Here is a 16,479-nt window from a genome sequence, read left to right on the forward strand (position 1 = left end):
TCAACCACGCCCGGCGGTCAGCAGGGCCGACAGCAGGTAGGCGAAGAGGCCGACCACCAGGATCAGCGACACACCATCGATTGCGTTCATCACAAAGCTCCACGATGCGGGGAATCCGCTCGCGAGCATTGTCGAAAGGCTGGCCGTAAAGATTCGATTGGCGCCCCAGTGCCGGGGCGTAAAGAAATCGTATTGATGAGGCGGGACGAGTCTGTGGGAGGCGCTTCAGCGGCGACTTATCGAGGCGTCGCGGCTATCGCGGCTGCAAGGAGGCAGTTCGTAGGGTGGGTTAGCGGCGCAGCACACCGCTACCACAGCCGCGTACCCACTCCACGCGCCGCGTAACCCACCAAGCGATGCCAAGCCCCCATCAAATCAACAGATGCGCCACCAGCCCGACTACAGCGCAACCGGCAATGGTCTCGATCACCCCGCGCTTGAACTTGAACAGGGCCAATGCCGCCCCGCTGGCGATCAACGCCGACACCCAGTCGAAGGTGCCGGCGAAACCCTCGGGCCAGAGCACGTGATAGCCGAAGAACAGCGCCAGGTTGAGGATCACCCCGACCACGGCGGCGGTGATGCCGGTCAGCGGTGCAGTGAACTTGAGCTCGCCGTGGGTCGACTCCACCAGCGGCCCGCCGGCGAGAATGAACAGGAACGACGGCAGGAAGGTGAACCAGGTGACCAGCACCGCCGCCAATGCACCGCTGGCGAAGGCCGAATCGCCACCGAACACCGGCTGGCCAAAGGCACCGACGAAGGCGACGAAGGCCACCACCATGATCAGCGGCCCCGGCGTGGTCTCACCCAGGGCCAGACCATCGATCATCTGCGTCGGCGTCAGCCAGCCGTAGTGGCCCACCGCGCCCTGATACACATAGGGCAGTACCGCATAGGCGCCGCCGAAGGTCAGCAGCGCCGCCTTGGTGAAAAACCAGCCCATCTGCGTCAGCGTGCCATCCCAGCCGAACGTCAGGGTCAGCAGGCCCATCGGCAGCAACCACAGCACAACGCCGACCAGCAGGATCAGCGCCAGGCGGCTGGAACGAAAGTGTGTGTGCGCCAGGCGCGTATCGTCATCGATCAAGGCTGGCGCATGCGCGCCGCCCTTTTCGCCATGGCCACCGCCGACCGCGAAGTGCTGCGGCGCCAGGCGCCCTCCGATGTAACCCACCAACGCGGCGCCCAGCACGATCAGCGGGAACGGCAGGTGCAGCACGAAGATGGCGACGAAAGCCGCCGCGGCGATCGCCCACAGCCAGCGATTCTTCAGCGCCCGACCGCCAATACGCCAGGCTGCCTGCACGACGATGGCCGTCACCGCCGGCTTGATGCCATAGAAGATTCCGGCCACCAGCGGCACGTCGCCGAACGCCAGATAGACCCAGGACAGCGCGACCAGAATCAGCAGCGACGGCAGCACGAACAGCGCCCCGGCGATCACCCCGCCCCAGGTGCGGTGCATCAGCCAGCCGATATAGGTGGCCAACTGCTGCGCCTCCGGCCCGGGCAGCAACATGCAGTAGTTCAGCGCATGCAGAAAGCGCCGTTCGGACAACCAGCGGCGCTTCTCCACCAGCTCCTGATGCATGATCGAAATCTGCCCGGCCGGCCCGCCGAAACTGATCAACCCCAGCTTCAACCAGAACCAGAAGGCCTGCAGCAAACTGACCGGGGTGGGACGCTCAGGGGATTCGGACATCGGAGGGCTCCATCGGTGGACAAAATCGACCGGGCACTATAGCCGCATAACATGACCGCCGCGCGACAACGCACGAAAAATCACCAGCCCCGCGCAGCCCTTGCACCACGTGGCCCGGACGAGTTTTCCCGCATCTTATCCACAGCACTTTCCCCAGATTCTGTGCACGACACTCGGCAACACGCTGCCGCCCGGCCCAGCCGTTGATAACCCGAGCCAAGTTATTGATTAAAAGCGTTATTCCGCCTGGCGATAACGCCAGCAAAACGTCATTGGGCAAAAACTGAACGGGCTGCCATGGCCCGCTTGAATGCTAGGCGCGGAGGGCTTTTGCAAAGGTTATCCACAGCAGTGTTCACAGAATTTGTGGGTGGCTGTGAGCAGGCTTGAATCAACCTCAACGGCAAACCAGCCATATGGCATTTTGCCCAAGGAGCATGGACAGCGCCGCGGTGGATGGAATAGGTTCTGGGTTGGTTTTGCTGGCGCAGTGTTCCAGCAGATTAGGCTTGCCGTTATCTCTGTCGTGTTTCTTGCTAGGTGCTGTCGCGTTTCATGTGACCACTCTCAATCGGAACAAGGACTTGCAGGACGACAAGGAAAGTTATGCGACAGGTGTCGTGTGAAAAAGCGACATGAACGTCGTCTAATTAATGTTAGGTACTCTTTATGGCCGCTGCTGAGTATTGGATCGAATACGCTGATTCGTGGCGAAATGCTCCGCTCGCGTTTTGGGTACACATTGAGCAAGACGGCGAACCTTGGTTTAAATCTAATAAATTTTTACCAGAGGCACCCAAGGCAGTACCTCACAAGGGCTTTGTAATCATATGCGTTGAGATTCAAGGTACGGTTTTGTATTTCTCTTCCTCTGAGCAGCTTGCAGAGTGCATCAGAATCTTGTCATTGAATCCTCTGCCAACAACTCGTCGTTTATCAACGCTCCGCGGAACGACTCTCGGTCCGAATAGGCACTGGCTAAGTCGTCTTCCAGCAAAATTGAAATCACCAAAAATGCGACCCACAGTAGTTTCTGCACTCAACGAAGCGCTCCGTGCGATAACGAGTACCTAACAACTGTATATGGACTCTCCCCACAAGTAGTGAGTAAAGCTTTGCTTTTGCACATGTCGTCAGCGCGGTTGCATTCGTATATCCGGCCTGTTCTGGGCTCTTGCGCCCTGGCCATTCTGTAGTTCGCGCAGCGGGGGCCAAGCGTTCAATCTATCCCTAAACTCTCAGGCATAGATTTATTTCCACAAGAACTATAGATCCCCCTACAAAAAACTGCTTCCTATTGATTACCCATGCCGAGCAAATAGATGAGACACCGAAAAATATCAAGCAACTACAAACCTAGAGAAATGGGCTTTCTGGTATTTTATACGGGACTTCGGAGCTCAAGATTTCTTCTGAGCTTTGTTTTTCTATGGATACTATTTGCATGGCTCTATATACCTTGGACGCAGGCTGAACCAAAACTTATACTGACCTTAATCTTTATGGGTGCTTTTCTGTGCGGAACATTCTGCGTCATCGGTCTTGCGCTATCGTCTCTGTTTTATATGCTAAAAACCGTTAGAGGCGGCATACCGATTGGGGACATCGAGCATAAAATAAACGAAGAAGGCATCCAGCAAACATCAAAAAACATAGAAGTCACACTATCTTGGCATGCCATCGAGTCGATAATTCCATACAAAAGCCATATTATTCTCCTGACAAAAGTCCCTTATTATTTTATTGCCTTGAAAAAGCAGAGTTTTGAATCCAACATGGACTGCGATATTTTTTATCGCGAGGCTAAAGCACTAATCGGGCAGCGTGACAGCCGTAAGGACAAGGCCCGCACAAAAAGACTGGAATGGGAAGCACAAGAAAAATGGCAAATGACGACATTGCTGCGGAGCTTTGCAAAAAACTGGGAAGACAACCTTCCCAAGCAGAGCTTGAGGAATATCGTTGGTCGCGCTAACTCCCAAAGTTGACAACTCTCAAAGGTGGCAGATTTATTTACTACCTTTACAACCTGCGGGGTTCCAGAGCCCGGTGCGCACGGCGCACCCTACGATCAGAACGCGGACATATCGAGCACACGATTAGCCCCGGATGCATCAGGGCTACGTAGGTGCGTGCGACGCGAACAAAAAAAATCGGGCCTGACGGCCCGAAAAAGTACTCCACCTTGAAGAGTTCGTTTACAGCACGTGCGACTGGTACAGCTCGGTCAGCGCTTCGCCGCGCAGATAGGCCAGTTCGGCCGAGCGGCGGTCGCGAGGGCGGGTCAGGGGCACGGCCAGTTCGCGTTGCAGGCGGCTGGGTGTGCCGCCGAGGATCAGCACGCGGTCGCTGAGGTAGAAGGCTTCGTCGAGGTCATGGGTGACCAGCAGCACGGCGATCTCGTAGCGGGCGGCCAGCTCCACCAGCAGGTCCTGCAGCTTCATGCGGGTGAAGGCGTCCACCGCGCTGAAGGGCTCATCCAGCAGCAGTACCTGCGGTTTGCCGTACAGGGCGCGGGCGATCGCCACGCGTTGGGCCTGGCCGCCGGAGAGGTGCTTGGGCAGCGCCTCGCCACGCCCGTGCAGGCCGACGTCGCGCAACAGTTGTTCAATCCACTGGTCGTCAGCCACCCAGCCATCGGCGAAGCCGACGTTCTGCGCCACGCTCAGCCAGGGCATCAGTCGGGGTTCCTGGAACACCACACCGATGCCGCTGCCACGACCGAAGTTGAGCAGCGGGTTGAGTTCCAGCCCGCCCTGATAGTCCTGATCCAGCCCGGCGGCGATGCGCAGCAGGGTGCTCTTGCCGCAACCGGAGGGGCCGAGCAGGCTGACCACTTCGCCAGCGGCCAGGCTCAGGCTGACGTCTTCGAGCACACGCACGTCAGCGAAGGCCTTGTGGATATTCTGCAGTTTCAGCAGCGCACTCATGCTCCGCCCTCCCCGCCCTGGAAGCTGTCGCGCCAGCGCAGGGCTCGGGTTTCCCAGGCCTTGAGCAGGCTGTCGCTGAGTTTGCCGAGCAGCGCCAGCAGCAGGATGGCGGCGATCACCAGATCCGGCCGCGAGGTTTCCCGACCGTCGCTGAGCAGGTAGCCAAGGCCACGGGTGGCGGCGATCAGTTCGGCGGCGACGAGGAACATCCAGCTCAGGCTGAGCGCGCCGCGCAGGCCGGTGAACAGGCTCGGCAGCGCAGCGGGCAGGAGAATGCGGCGCACCAGCGCAAGGGGCGAGAGGCCGTAGAGCCGGCCCACTTCCACCAGTTTGCGGTCGATGTTGCGGATGCCGGCAAGCAGCGCGAGGTACACCGGGAAGAAGGCGCCGAGGGCGATCAGCACGATCTTCGGCGTTTCGTCGATGCCCAGCCAGAGCAGCAACAGCGGCACCCACGCCAGGCTGGGAATCGCCCGCAGCGCCTGGAAGGTCGGCTCCAGATAGGCTTCGGCGCGGCGGCTCAAGCCCACCCAGGTGCCGATGACGATGGCCAGCGCGGCGCCGATGGCGAAGCCGGCGCCGACGCGCAGCAGGCTGGCGTGCAGATGCCGCCACAGTTCGCCGCTCTGCGCCAGCAGGTACAGGGTTTGCGCCACCTGGCTCGGTGCGGGCATCTGGTGCGCGGGCAACACGCCGCTGCGCACCAGGATTTCCAGCAGGGCCAGCAGCAGCAGGGGCACCACCCAACCACGCAGGTCGGTCAGTGCCGGCCGCCAGGCGGGAAGCCGTTCGACCCAGCGACCGATGACGAGGTTGAGCGCGCCCATCGGTCAGTTCCCCGCCTTGGCCACGCTCTGGCCGATCACCTGGGCAGCCAGTTGCGGCTGGATCAGCTGGTCGACCACCTGGGCCACGTCGGTGCCCGGGCGCACCAGTTGCTCGTCGAGCAGGATGGGCGCGGCGGCTTTCAACGCCTTGATGTGTTCAGCGCCCGGCTGCGAGTTGCTGAAGTCGGTGCGCGACAGTTGCAGCTTGGCCACTTCCAGCGGCAGCTTGGCTTCGTCGGCGAGCAACTGGGCCAGGGCATCGGGGTTGGCGATGGCCCACTGGCGCGCCTGCTCGTAGGCGGCGATCACCTGCTGGATCAGCTCGGGTTGCTCCTTGGCAAACTTCTCGGTGACGCTGAGCACGCTGTAGCTGTTGAAATCACGATTGCGGTACAGCAGGCGCGAGCCGGCCTGCAGCTCGCTGGCCGCCATCAGCGGGTCAAGCCCCGCCCAGGCCTGCACGTCGCCGCGCTCCAGGGCAATGCGACCGTCAGGATGTTGCAGGTGGACGATTTCCACGGCGTTCTTGTCCAGCCCGGCCTTCTGCAGGCTTTGCAGGAGGAACAGGAAAGGGTCGGTGCCCTTGGTGGCGGCGACCTTTTTGCCCTTGAGATCGGCCAGCGACTGGATGGGCGAGTCCTTGGGCACCACCAGCGCTGTCCATTCCGGGCGGCTCGCGACGTAGACGGTATTGATCGGTGCGCCATTGGCGCGGCTGAGCACGGCAGCCAGGCCGGCGGTGGAGGCAAAATCGGTGCTGCCGCCGTTGAGGTATTCCAGCGAACGGTTGCTGCCCTGGCTGAATACCCATTTGACAGCGATGCCCTGCGGCGCGAGGGCTTTTTCCAGCAGGCCCTGCTGCTTGAGCACCAGGCTGGTGGGGGCGTAGTAGGCGTAGTCCAGGCGGACTTCTTGCGGTGGTGCAGCATGTACGGCGACTGGCAACCAGGCGGCGAACAGCGCCGCCAGGCCAACGCGCAAGGCATTCTTGTTCATGGTCATCTCCTCACTTGGATGAAATACCTTCCGGCCCGTTGGCGGGCCGGTCAGGAGATGTCACAACTGGGTTGCTGGATCAGAGCAGCGTCAGGGTGTAGCTCAGGATCAAACGGTTCTCGTCGGCATCGGTGGTGACGTTGCCGCGCTGGGTCGCGTTGCGCCAGGACACACCCAGGCCTTTCAGCGGGCCGTCCTGCAGGGTGTAGTCGAGGCGGAAATCGCGCTCCCATTCCTTCAGGTCGCCGTTGGCGGAATCGACGTTGTCGCCCTTGAGGTAGGCGACGCTGGCCTTGAGGCCCGGCACGCCGAGCTTGGCGAAGTCGTAGCCGTACTCGGCCACCCAGGTGCGCTCACCGGCGTTCTGGAACTTGCCGATCTGGCGGTCGGTGATCAGGTAGGACGAGGAGCCGCCGCCCTGGTTGAGGAAGGGGAAGGCGCTGTCGCCTTCGACCTGCTGGTAGCCCAGGCTGGCGAAGTGGCTGCCCAGGGTGTAGGTGAACAGCGCGCTCCAGGTCTGGTTGTCGACCTCGCCGGTGCTGCTTTCGCCGGCACGCCAGTAGCCGGCGCTGCGGTAACCCTGGGCGCGACCGGAGGCGCTGCCGTTCTTGCCGTCGGAACCGCTGTCGAAGTAGCGCAGGTCGGTCTTCAGCGAGCCCGGGCCGATCGCCCAGTTGTGCACCAGGCCGAGGAAGTGCTGTTTGTAGAAGTCTTCCAGGTTGCCGTAGTAGTACTGCAGCGTCAGGTCCTTGGTCAGCTTGTAGTCACCACCGGCGAAGTAGAACTTGTTGCTGTCGGCGTCACCGCTGGCACCGGCGATACGCAGGGCGATGTCGTCGGTGGAGCTGCGGGTCTTGGTGCTTTCCAGCTGGCCGGCGGTCAGGGTCAGGCCGTCGATCTCGTTGGAGGTGATCTGCCCACCCTCGAAGGTTTGCGGCAGCAGGCGGCCATCGTTGAAGGTCACCACCGGCAGCTTCGGCAGCAGGGTGCCGAGGCGCGCCTCGGTCTTGGACAGGCGCACCTTGGCGGTCACGCCGGCCTTGCTGTATTCGTCCACCGCGCTGCCGTCGCTATCGAGCGGGAACAGCTGGCCGGGAGTGCGGTCGCGCCCGGTCTTGGTATTGCGGCCGCCGGAATCCAGCTTGACGCCCAGCAGGCCGATGGCATCGAGGCCGAAACCGACGGTGCCTTCGGTGAAACCGGAGGCGTAGTTGAAGATGAAGCCCTGCCCCCACTCCTGCGCCTCGCCGTTGTTGTTGGCGGTGTTCTTGTTGTTGAGGTCGTAATAGAAATTGCGCAGGCCGATGCTGGCCTTGCTGTCTTCGATGAAACCGGCGGCGGTCGCTTCGGTGGCCAGAGCGGCCAGGGCGACGGCCAGCGCCAGGTTGGACTTGTTCATGCTCGATGCTCCAGGTGCTGTGTAGGCTGTTATAGGCTGGGCACTGCACAGGGGCTCGACGGACGACCGACACGACGAAGTTGGCAATAAGAGCCCCTGATTCGGGCCCGATGCGGTGGTCCGCTGTCGGCTGGTGGCTAATCTACGAAATACTCGTTAATCCCTAAAAAGAATTATTTTTCACTTTGTAGTAACAAAAAAGAATATAAGACCGCTGGCGACCTGCCTGACAAATCGGCCTTAGCTCATGACTAAAAATTATTTAACAACGGCTTTTTAGATCGACTAGCTTCTCTTCACCGGATCACCGGACTTCTTTCCCAACACTGAAGTACACGTGATCCGCCGCTACGCATGGCCGGTACGTGTCCGCATCGAGATGCCGCCATGTCCAAGACGCATTCCAACCGCAGCGTGCTGATTGCCGTGTCCCTGGCCATCGGCCTGCTCGCCGCCCCCATCGCCGAGGCCGCCCAGCAGCTGCGCATCGGCTATCAGAAATCATCCACGCTGATCAGCCTGCTGAAGAGCCAGGGCACTCTGGAGAAGGCACTGGCCGACCAGAACATTGCCATCAGCTGGCACGAATTCCCCAACGGCCAGCCGCTGCTGGAAGCGCTCAACGTCGGCAATATCGACCTCTCCGCCGATGTCGCCGACACCGTGCCTGTGTTCGCCCAGGCCGCCGGCGCCGACCTCGCCTACTTCGCCCAGGAAGCGCCCTCGCCCAGCGCGCAGGCGATCATCGTGCGCGAGGATTCACCGATCACAAGCCTGGCCGACCTCAAGGGCAAAAAGGTCGCCGTGACCAAGGCGGCCGGCGTGCACTACCTGCTGATCGCCGCGCTGAACAAGGCCGGCCTGAAATTCAGCGATATCGAACCGGCCTACCTGACCCCGGCCGACGGCCGCGCCGCCTTCGAGAACCGCAAGGTGGACGCCTGGGTCACCTGGGAACCCTTCCTCAGCAGCGCCCAGCAGCAACTGCCGACGCGCATCCTCGCCGACGGCAAGGGCCTGGCCGATTACCAGCGCTACTACCTGACCAGCGTCACCTTCGCCAAGCGCCATCCGCAGGTGCTGCAGACGGTGTTCGACGAGTTGGTGAAGACCGGCGACTGGCTGCGCGCCAACCCGCGCCAGGCGGCTGAAATCCTCGGCCCGCTGTGGGGCAACCTCGACCCGGCCATCGTCGAGAAAGCCAACGCCAAGCGCAGCTACCAGGTGCGCCTGGTGCAGCCGGACAGCCTCGCCGAGCAGCAGAAGATCGCCGATGCCTTCTACGGCGCCAGCCTGTTGCCGACCTCGGTGGATGCCCGCGAAGTCAGCATCTGGAGCCCGCAATGAGTGCCGAGGCCCGCCTGCACCCCAGCCTGCGTGACGAACCGCTGCTGGCCGCGCACCTGTTCCCGGTGGATTTCGGCAACCGCACGGCCAAGGTCGAACGCCTGGCCCGGCGCCTGGCGGCCACCGCGGTGGAGCGTGATCGCACCGGCGGCAGCCCGCAGGCCGAGCGCGAGCTGCTGCGCGACAGCGGCCTGCTGACCCTGGCCGTGCCGCAGCAATACGGCGGCCAGGGCGCGGCCTGGCCGGAAATCTACCGCATCGTGCGCTACCTGGCGGCGGTGGACAGCTCGCTGGCCCACCTGTTCGCCTTCCAGCACCTGCAGGTGGCGACCATCGTGCTGTTCGGCAACCCCGATCAGCAGCGCCACTGGCTGACGCGTACGGTGCAGGAGCGCTGGTTCTGGGGCAACGCCACCAACGGCCGCGACACCGGCCTCGTGCTCAGCCCGCGCGAGGAGCATTTCGAGCTCAACGGCAGCAAGTCGTTCTGCTCCGGCGCGCTGGGCGCCGATGCGCTGGTGGTCAGCGCACCGCGCGGCAGGAGCCCGGAGGATCGCGTGTTCATCGTCCTGCCCAGCCAGCGCGAGGGCCTGGCCGTGAACAGCGACTGGGACGGCTTCGGCCAGCGCCAGACCGACAGCGGCACCGTGCAGTTCGAGCAGGTGTTCGTCGACGCCAGCGAGCTGCTCGGCCCGGTCGGCCCCAGCCCGCGTACCACCCTGCGCGCCTGCCTGTCGCAGCTGATCCTCACCCAGCTCTACCTGGGCAATGCCCAGGGCGCGCTGGACGCAGCGCTACGCTACACCCGCGAGCAGAGTCGCGCCTGGCCGGCATCAGGCGTGGCCAATGCCAGCGACGATCCCTTCATCCAGCAACGTTACGGCGAGCTGTGGCTGCGCTATCGCAGCGCCCTGCCCCTGGCCGAGCACGCCGCCCAGCGCCTGCAGAGCGCTTGGGAAAAACCGGCGCTGACCGCTGCCGAACGCGCCGAGGTGGCGCTGGCCATCAGCGAGGCCAAGGTGGTGGCGGCACGCGCCGCGCTGGAAATCACCAGCCAGATCTTCGAAGCCATGGGCGCCCGTGCCACCAGCTCGCGTTACGGCTTCGACCGCTTCTGGCGCAACGTGCGGGTGCACAGCCTGCACGACCCCATCGACTACAAGGTGCGCGACCTCGGTCACTGGCTGCTCAGCGGCCAGGGGCCGCAGCCGTCGCTGTACGGCTGAGGGAGGTGCGCTCAACCGGGAATATGCATAGAAAAAAGCGGTATCTCGCTTCGATAAAGGCTGACTAGCCTGAAATCTGCCAACCTTCGAGAGGTCGTCGACAATGACTATCAAGACCCTGTTCGGCGCCGGCCTGCTGGCCGCCGCCACCCTGCTGCACACGCTGACGGCGCAGGCCGCCAGCGACTATCTGGTCAGTACCGACTGGCTGGAAAAGAACCTGAAAGATCCCAAGGTACGCATCATCGAAGTCAGCGTGGTGCCCGGCGTCTATGAGCGCGGGCACATCCCCGGCGCGGTGAACTTCGCCTGGCACAGCGACCTGGTCGACCCGGTACGCCGCGACATCGCCAGCCAGGAAGCTTTCCAGCAACTGCTGCGCAAGGCCGGGGTGAATGACGACAGCACCACCATTCTCTACGGCGACAACAACAACTGGTTCGCCGCCTGGGGCGCCTGGGTGTTCGACGTGTACGGCGTGGATAACGTCAAGCTGCTCGACGGCGGCCGCGCCAAGTGGGAAGCCGAAGGCCGTCAGCTGGACAGCCGCACCAGCACGCCGAAAGCCGGCAACGTCACGGTCAAGGCCGCCAACAAGGAGCTGCGCGCCTTCCTGCCAAACGTGCTGGCCGCCGCCGAGAAGCGCAGCGACGTGCAACTGGTGGATATTCGCTCGCCGGACGAATACAACGGCAAGGTCTTCGCCCCGCAGGGCGTGCAGGAGCTGGCCGTGCGCGCCGGCCACGTACCCGGCGCGGTGAACGTGCCCTGGGGTCAGGCGGTGGCTGCTGATGGCACCTTCAAGTCGGCCGAGGAGCTGAAGAAGGTCTACGCCGCGGTGGGCATCGACGGCAGCAAACCGATCATCACCTACTGCCGCATCGGCGAGCGCTCCAGCCACACCTGGTTCGCCCTGAAGAAGATCCTCGGCTACGACGTGCGCAACTACGACGGTTCCTGGACCGAGTACGGCAATGCCGTGGGCGTGCCGGTGGTGAACCTGGCCGGTACCGTTTGGGGCGGCAAGTAAGGGCTTGAACCGATCCACCGCTATTAAGGCTGATGCTTTCTGTAGGAGCGGATTTATCCGCGATTTTCGCGGCTGAAGCCGCTCCTACAAAACAAACGTCAGTCACGCACAACGCGGCCCCGGTCCAAACACCGGAATGCTGTTCACTTAAGGTTGTACACACTTCGTTCCCCTCTCCCATTTATTGGGGGCACGCCTAGTGGAGAGGGGTTAGGGGAAAGGGCCGAAAACACCGCGGGACTGCCATTTCCTCTCCGAACGCGGCCCGCCCTAACCCTCTCACCAGAGGGGCGAGGGGATTGATTGCGTTCGACCCTTTCTTATGTGAACAGCATTACGGTCCAAACACCGGGCCCGCTTTCGCCGGGCAAGGACACCCCATGACCGCCAGCATCACCGCCCCCCGCGCAACGCTACCCATCGCCACGGCCGGCCTGATCGCCATCGCCCTGCTCGCCTGGAGCTGGCAACTGGCCGACGGCAGCAACGAAGGCCGCGCCTTCAGCTACTCGCTGGCCAGCGGCGCGCTATTCGGCTTGCTGCTGCAGCGTTCACGCTTCTGCTTCTTCTGCGTGACCCGCGACTTCGTCGAGCGCCGCGTGCCGGACGGCCTGCTCGGCCTGCTCGCCGCCCTGGCGGTCGGCACCCTCGGCTATCACGCAGTGTTCGGCGCCTTCCTGCCCGACCCCAGCGGCGGGCGCCTGCCCCCGGATGCCCATATCGGTCCGCTGAGCTGGGTGCTGGCTCTGGCTGCCACGGTGTTCGGCATCGGCATGGCGATTTCCGGCTCGTGCATCAGCGCGCACCTGTATCGCCTCGGCGAGGGCAATTTCGCCTCACTGGCCGCGCTCGCTGGCGCACTGCTCGGCTTCGCCCTGGGCTTTCTCAGCTGGAACCCGCTGTATCTGGCCGCCCTGCAGGAAGCGCCGGTGCTCTGGCTGCCCGGGCGGCTCGGTTACGGCGGCTCGCTGCTGCTGCAACTGGCGCTGCTGGGTACGCTGGCCGCCTGGCTGCTGCGTTATCGCCAGGCGGGCTCGAGGACTGAAGCTCAAGGACTGTGGTCGCTGCTGTTCGGCGCACGCTGGCCGACCTGGGTCGGCGGCGTGCTGATCGGTGGGCTGGCGGTGCTGGCTTACTTTCGCGTCGCGCCGCTGGGGGTGACGGCCGAACTGGGCAGCCTGGCGCGCACCGGGGCGGACAGCCTGGGCTGGCTGCCACAGCGCCTGGAGGGACTGGACGGCTTTTCCGGCTGCGCCACGGTGGTCAAGGAGACGCTGCTGTCGAACAACGGCCTGTTCGTCATCGGCCTGATGATCGCGGCATGGGCCAGCGCACTGGCCGCCGGCGACTTCCGTCCCAGCAGCGGCGCACCCCGCGACTGGCTGCGCGGCCTGCTCGGCGGCGTGCTGCTGGGCTGGGGCAGCCTGCTGGCGTTGGGCTGCACCGTGGGCACGCTGCTGTCCGGAGTGATGGCCGGCGCGGCGTCGGGCTGGATGTTCGGCCTGTTCTGCCTGGTGGGCATAGTGCTTGGGCTGAAGCTGCGGCCGCTGTTGCGCTTGGGCTGATGCACCTTCGTAGCCCGGATGAAATCCGGGGTCTTCTGCTGCAGGTTTCCCCGGATTTCATCCGGGCTACGGTTGCATCCGATCTAGCGCTGGGTGGGGGCGGTACGCGCGGCGCACCCTACACGATTACCCCGGGTGCGCTGTGCGCACCACGTCAAGCTGCGACACCAGCGCTCAGGCCGCCTTGCTCGGCGAGGCATCCTCGAAGCGGTCGACCCTGCGCAGGCTCTTGAAGCCGAGCATCCAGCCGCCGGTCACCGCCAGGGTGCAGGCGCAGCCGATCAGCGCCGCCGGCACCACGCCGAACCAGGCGGCGCTGGTGCCGGCGCGGAATTCGCCCAGTTCGTTGGAAGAGCCGATGAACAGCATGTTCACCGCGTTGACCCGGCCGCGCATGGCGTCCGGGGTGGAGAACTGCACCAGGGATGAGCGGATGTACATGCTCACCATGTCCGCACCGCCCGCCACCACCAGCGCGGCGAACGACAGCCAGAACAGGCTGGACAGCGCGAACACCAGGTTGGCCACGCCGAACAGCGCCACCGCGGCGAACATCACCAGGCCGACATGACGGTTGAACGGCCGCACGCTCAGGTACAGACCCACCGTCACTTCGCCGATGGCCATGGCGCTGCGCAGCAGACCCAGGCCCGTCGGCCCCACCTCCAGCACCTCCTGGGCGTAGATCGGCAGCAGCGCCACCACGCCGCCGAGCAGCACGGCGAACAGGTCCAGCGAGATGGTGCCGAGGATGATCGGCCGCGTGCGGATGAAATGGATACCGGCGGTGAACCGCGCCCAGGCGGTAGCTTCCAGCGCCTGCATCTTCTCCGCGTAGCGCACCGGCACCAGCGGCAGCAGCGCGGTCCCGATGAGGAAGCACACCAGGCACACCGAGTAGGTCAAACCGCCGCCACCGATGGCATACAGGCCGCCGCCCAGCACCGGGCCGGAGATGGTTGCACCGCGCATGATCATGCTGTTGGCGGCAATGGCCGCAGCCAGGCGCTCGCGCGGCACGATCTGCGGCAGCAGGCTCGATAGCGCCGGCCCGGTGAAGGCGCGGCCGCAGCCGTAGAGCACCAGCACCGCGTAGTACCAACTGACCGCCGCCTCGCTCAGCGACAGCCACAGCAGCGCGGCGGCGCACACGCCCTCAACCAGCCAGCTGAGCATGAGGATCAGCTTGCGATCGAAGCGGTCGATCAGGTCACCGGCCGGCATCAACAGCAGCAGCATGGGGATGAACTGGGCCAGGCCGACATAGGCCAGCGACAGCGGATCGCGTGTCAGGTCATAGACCTGCCAGGCCACCACGATGGCCTGGATCTGCACGGCGAACACCACCACGACGCGGGCGACGAGAAACGGCAGGAAGCCGGGAAGGCGGTAGACGGAAGCGGGAACGGCAGCAGGCACGACGCGAACCTCGAGGCATGACCGGGCAGTTCCGGTCGAGGTGGGCCGGCCAATCTACGGCATGGCGCCGCCACGGGGCAAACGCGGGAACAGGCTGTTGCGCAGGTTGCTCCATTGCGTGGTGGTGGTGGAAATATTTCGGGCAGCATCGACAGATATTGTGCAGTCGCGGCTGAAGCCCCTCCAACGTTCCGTGCGGCGGTGGGGGTATGGTTCAGGCCTCGCTCGGGTGGGAGGCGCTCTAGCGGCGAGCCCTTCTATCGCGGCTGAAGCCGCTCCTACCGGGAACAGCGCGCTAAGACACCTCGGTAGACGACTTTGGTAGCCTTGTCCAAACGCCTGCCTATTTGCCCTTTTTCGGAACCCTCACCATGCCCCTGAGCCCCGACGAACTCGCCCAGATCAGCGCCCTGACCCTGGCCCATTACCAGGGTTGCGCCGAGGACTTTCGCGAGGGCACGCGCGACCATGACGTGAGCCAGAACATCGCCGCCCTGCTGCGCCATATCGAGGGTGACAAACCCTGGCGCATCCTCGACTTCGGCTGCGGGCCGGGGCGTGACCTGCGCACCTTCAGCGGCATGGGTCACGAGGCCATCGGTCTGGATGGCTGCGCCGAGTTCGTCGCCATGGCACGCGCCGACAGCGGCTGCGAGGTGTGGCAGCAGAGCTTTCTCGCGCTCGACCTGCCGGCCGGGCATTTCGACGGCATCTTCGCCAACGCCAGCCTGTTCCATGTGCCGGATCAGGAGCTGCCGCGCGTGCTCGGCCAGCTGCACGGAGCACTGAAGAGCGGGGGCGTGCTGTTCAGTTCCAACCCGCGTGGCGACAACCAGGAAGGCTGGAACGGTGAGCGCTACGGCAGCTACCACGACCTCGGGCGCTGGCGCGCCCGCCTCACCGCCGCCGGCTTCGTCGAACTGGAGCATTACTACCGCCCCGCCGGCCTGCCACGCGAGCAGCAACCCTGGCTGGCCAGCGTGTGGCGACGCGCCTGACCGACCACTTGACTTGCGAGTCAGATTTAGGCCTGATTCACCACGCACGACGCCATCCAACCCTCGCCTGAGAAACCTTCCATGACGGCTCGGCCGTTCTCCGGCGTCTGGATTTCGTCCGCCGCTATATACAAAAAAACATAACGAAGTAGCATGGCTGCCTGATTGATCAGCGGCCGCACAGATCGGAGCAACGAGATGCATGAACGAGACGTTTCCATGATCAGGACAGTGCAACGCAGCCTGCTCGCCCTCGCCCTGCTGTTCACCGGCGGCGTCAGCGCCGGTGAGGTCAAGGTCGCGGTGGCCGCCAACTTCACCGCGCCGCTGCAGGCCATCGCGCCCGCGTTCGAGAAGGCCACCGGACACAAGCTGGTGGCGTCCTTCGGCGCCACCGGGCAGTTCTATGCGCAGATCAGCAATGGCGCGCCCTTCGAGGTGCTGCTGGCCGCCGACGATACGACGCCGGCCAGGCTGGAGAACGAGGGCGCGACAGTGCCAGGCTCGCGCTTCACCTACGCCATCGGCAGCCTGGTGCTGTGGTCGGCCGATGCCGCCTACCTCGACGGCACGGACGCGGCGCTGCAGGCCGGCCAGTTCAGGCACCTGGCCATCGCCAACCCGAAGGCCGCGCCCTATGGCCTGGCCGCGATGCAGGTGCTGGACAAGCTGGGCCTCAGCGAAGCGGTCAAGGGCAAGCTGGTGGAGGGGCAGAACATCACCCAGGCGCACCAGTTCGTCTCCACCGGCAATGCCGAGCTGGGCTTCGTCGCGCTGTCGCAGGTGTATCAGGACGGCAAGGTCGGCAGCGGCTCGGCCTGGATCGTGCCGGAGGCCATGTACGAGCCGATCCGGCAGGATGCGGTGATCCTCCGGCAGGGCGCGGGCAACCCGGCCGCCGCCGCACTGGTCGAGTATCTGCAGGGCGCGGAAGCGGCCAGGGTGATCGAATCCTTCGGCTATAAACTGCCGTAGCCCGGATGAAATCCGGGGCATCCATCCGAGCGAGCCCCGGATTGCATCCGGACCTTCGCCAC

At 64.0% G+C, this 16,479-nt stretch carries 14 protein-coding genes; 7 read left to right on the plus strand and 7 right to left on the minus strand.

The genetic code is table 11. From position 1 onward, the window contains the following. Both BLS61_RS08200 and chrA read right to left on the minus strand, forming a co-directional pair. On the minus strand, positions 1-90 hold the full coding sequence (locus BLS61_RS08200; RefSeq protein WP_021490657.1) for a hypothetical protein: 90 nt from the start codon (positions 88-90) through the stop codon (positions 1-3). 280 nt (positions 91-370) lie between these two features. Further along, positions 371-1,705 (minus strand): chromate efflux transporter, encoded by a 1,335-nt coding sequence (gene chrA, locus BLS61_RS08205; RefSeq protein ID WP_090429710.1) that lies wholly within the window; start codon positions 1,703-1,705, stop codon positions 371-373. A 1,322-nt stretch (positions 1,706-3,027) separates the two neighbouring features. Between chrA and BLS61_RS08215 the strand changes: the two genes are divergently transcribed. Then, the gene (locus BLS61_RS08215) at positions 3,028-3,693 is read left to right on the plus strand and encodes a YcxB family protein (protein WP_139205543.1); all 666 of its coding nucleotides are present in this window, start codon (positions 3,028-3,030) and stop codon (positions 3,691-3,693) included. A 210-nt stretch (positions 3,694-3,903) separates the two neighbouring features. Here the strand turns inward: BLS61_RS08215 and BLS61_RS08220 are convergent, their stop codons facing one another. From BLS61_RS08220 to BLS61_RS08235, 4 genes are all read right to left on the minus strand, one after another. Continuing rightward, positions 3,904-4,635, minus strand: coding sequence for an ABC transporter ATP-binding protein (locus tag BLS61_RS08220; protein ID WP_090429716.1), 732 nt, complete (start codon positions 4,633-4,635; stop codon positions 3,904-3,906). Next, complete coding sequence (locus tag BLS61_RS08225; protein WP_090429718.1) at positions 4,632-5,462, minus strand: ABC transporter permease; 831 nt, start codon at positions 5,460-5,462, stop codon at positions 4,632-4,634. Before BLS61_RS08225 ends, BLS61_RS08220 begins: the two co-directional genes overlap by 4 nt. A gap of 3 nt (positions 5,463-5,465) precedes the next feature. Then, on the minus strand, positions 5,466-6,458 hold the full coding sequence (locus BLS61_RS08230; protein ID WP_090429720.1) for an aliphatic sulfonate ABC transporter substrate-binding protein: 993 nt from the start codon (positions 6,456-6,458) through the stop codon (positions 5,466-5,468). Between the two features lie 79 nt (positions 6,459-6,537). Continuing rightward, complete coding sequence (locus tag BLS61_RS08235) at positions 6,538-7,857, minus strand: OprD family porin (protein ID WP_090429722.1); 1,320 nt, start codon at positions 7,855-7,857, stop codon at positions 6,538-6,540. 387 nt (positions 7,858-8,244) lie between these two features. Here BLS61_RS08235 and BLS61_RS08240 point away from each other — a divergent pair, with 387 nt between their 5' ends. The 4 genes from BLS61_RS08240 to BLS61_RS08255 all read left to right on the plus strand — a co-directional run bounded on the left by BLS61_RS08240 (position 8,245) and on the right by BLS61_RS08255 (position 13,025). Continuing rightward, positions 8,245-9,204 carry an aliphatic sulfonate ABC transporter substrate-binding protein gene (locus BLS61_RS08240; protein ID WP_090429724.1) on the plus strand — a complete coding sequence of 320 codons (960 nt, stop codon included), beginning with the start codon at positions 8,245-8,247 and terminating at the stop codon, positions 9,202-9,204. Then, positions 9,201-10,430 (plus strand): acyl-CoA dehydrogenase family protein, encoded by a 1,230-nt coding sequence (locus BLS61_RS08245; RefSeq protein ID WP_090429726.1) that lies wholly within the window; start codon positions 9,201-9,203, stop codon positions 10,428-10,430. Before BLS61_RS08240 ends, BLS61_RS08245 begins: the two co-directional genes overlap by 4 nt. A gap of 103 nt (positions 10,431-10,533) precedes the next feature. Continuing rightward, on the plus strand, positions 10,534-11,460 hold the full coding sequence (locus BLS61_RS08250; RefSeq protein WP_090429728.1) for a sulfurtransferase: 927 nt from the start codon (positions 10,534-10,536) through the stop codon (positions 11,458-11,460). A 380-nt stretch (positions 11,461-11,840) separates the two neighbouring features. Continuing rightward, positions 11,841-13,025 carry a YeeE/YedE thiosulfate transporter family protein gene (locus BLS61_RS08255; RefSeq protein WP_090429730.1) on the plus strand — a complete coding sequence of 395 codons (1,185 nt, stop codon included), beginning with the start codon at positions 11,841-11,843 and terminating at the stop codon, positions 13,023-13,025. Between the two features lie 174 nt (positions 13,026-13,199). On the opposite strand, the gene BLS61_RS08260 is transcribed toward BLS61_RS08255, so the two are convergent. Continuing rightward, positions 13,200-14,444, minus strand: a complete 1,245-nt coding sequence (locus BLS61_RS08260) for an MFS transporter (protein ID WP_090429732.1) — start codon at positions 14,442-14,444, stop codon at positions 13,200-13,202. 371 nt (positions 14,445-14,815) lie between these two features. Here BLS61_RS08260 and BLS61_RS08265 point away from each other — a divergent pair, with 371 nt between their 5' ends. Beyond that, positions 14,816-15,442, plus strand: coding sequence for a class I SAM-dependent methyltransferase (locus tag BLS61_RS08265; protein ID WP_090429734.1), 627 nt, complete (start codon positions 14,816-14,818; stop codon positions 15,440-15,442). 198 nt (positions 15,443-15,640) lie between these two features. Next, positions 15,641-16,417: a molybdate ABC transporter substrate-binding protein gene (gene modA / locus BLS61_RS08270; RefSeq protein ID WP_090429736.1), complete on the plus strand. Its 777-nt coding sequence runs from the start codon at positions 15,641-15,643 to the stop codon at positions 16,415-16,417. Positions 16,418-16,479: the final 62 nt, after the last annotated feature.

The sequence above is a fragment of the Ectopseudomonas guguanensis genome, from assembly GCF_900104265.1.
Lineage (GTDB): Bacteria > Pseudomonadota > Gammaproteobacteria > Pseudomonadales > Pseudomonadaceae > Aquipseudomonas > Aquipseudomonas guguanensis.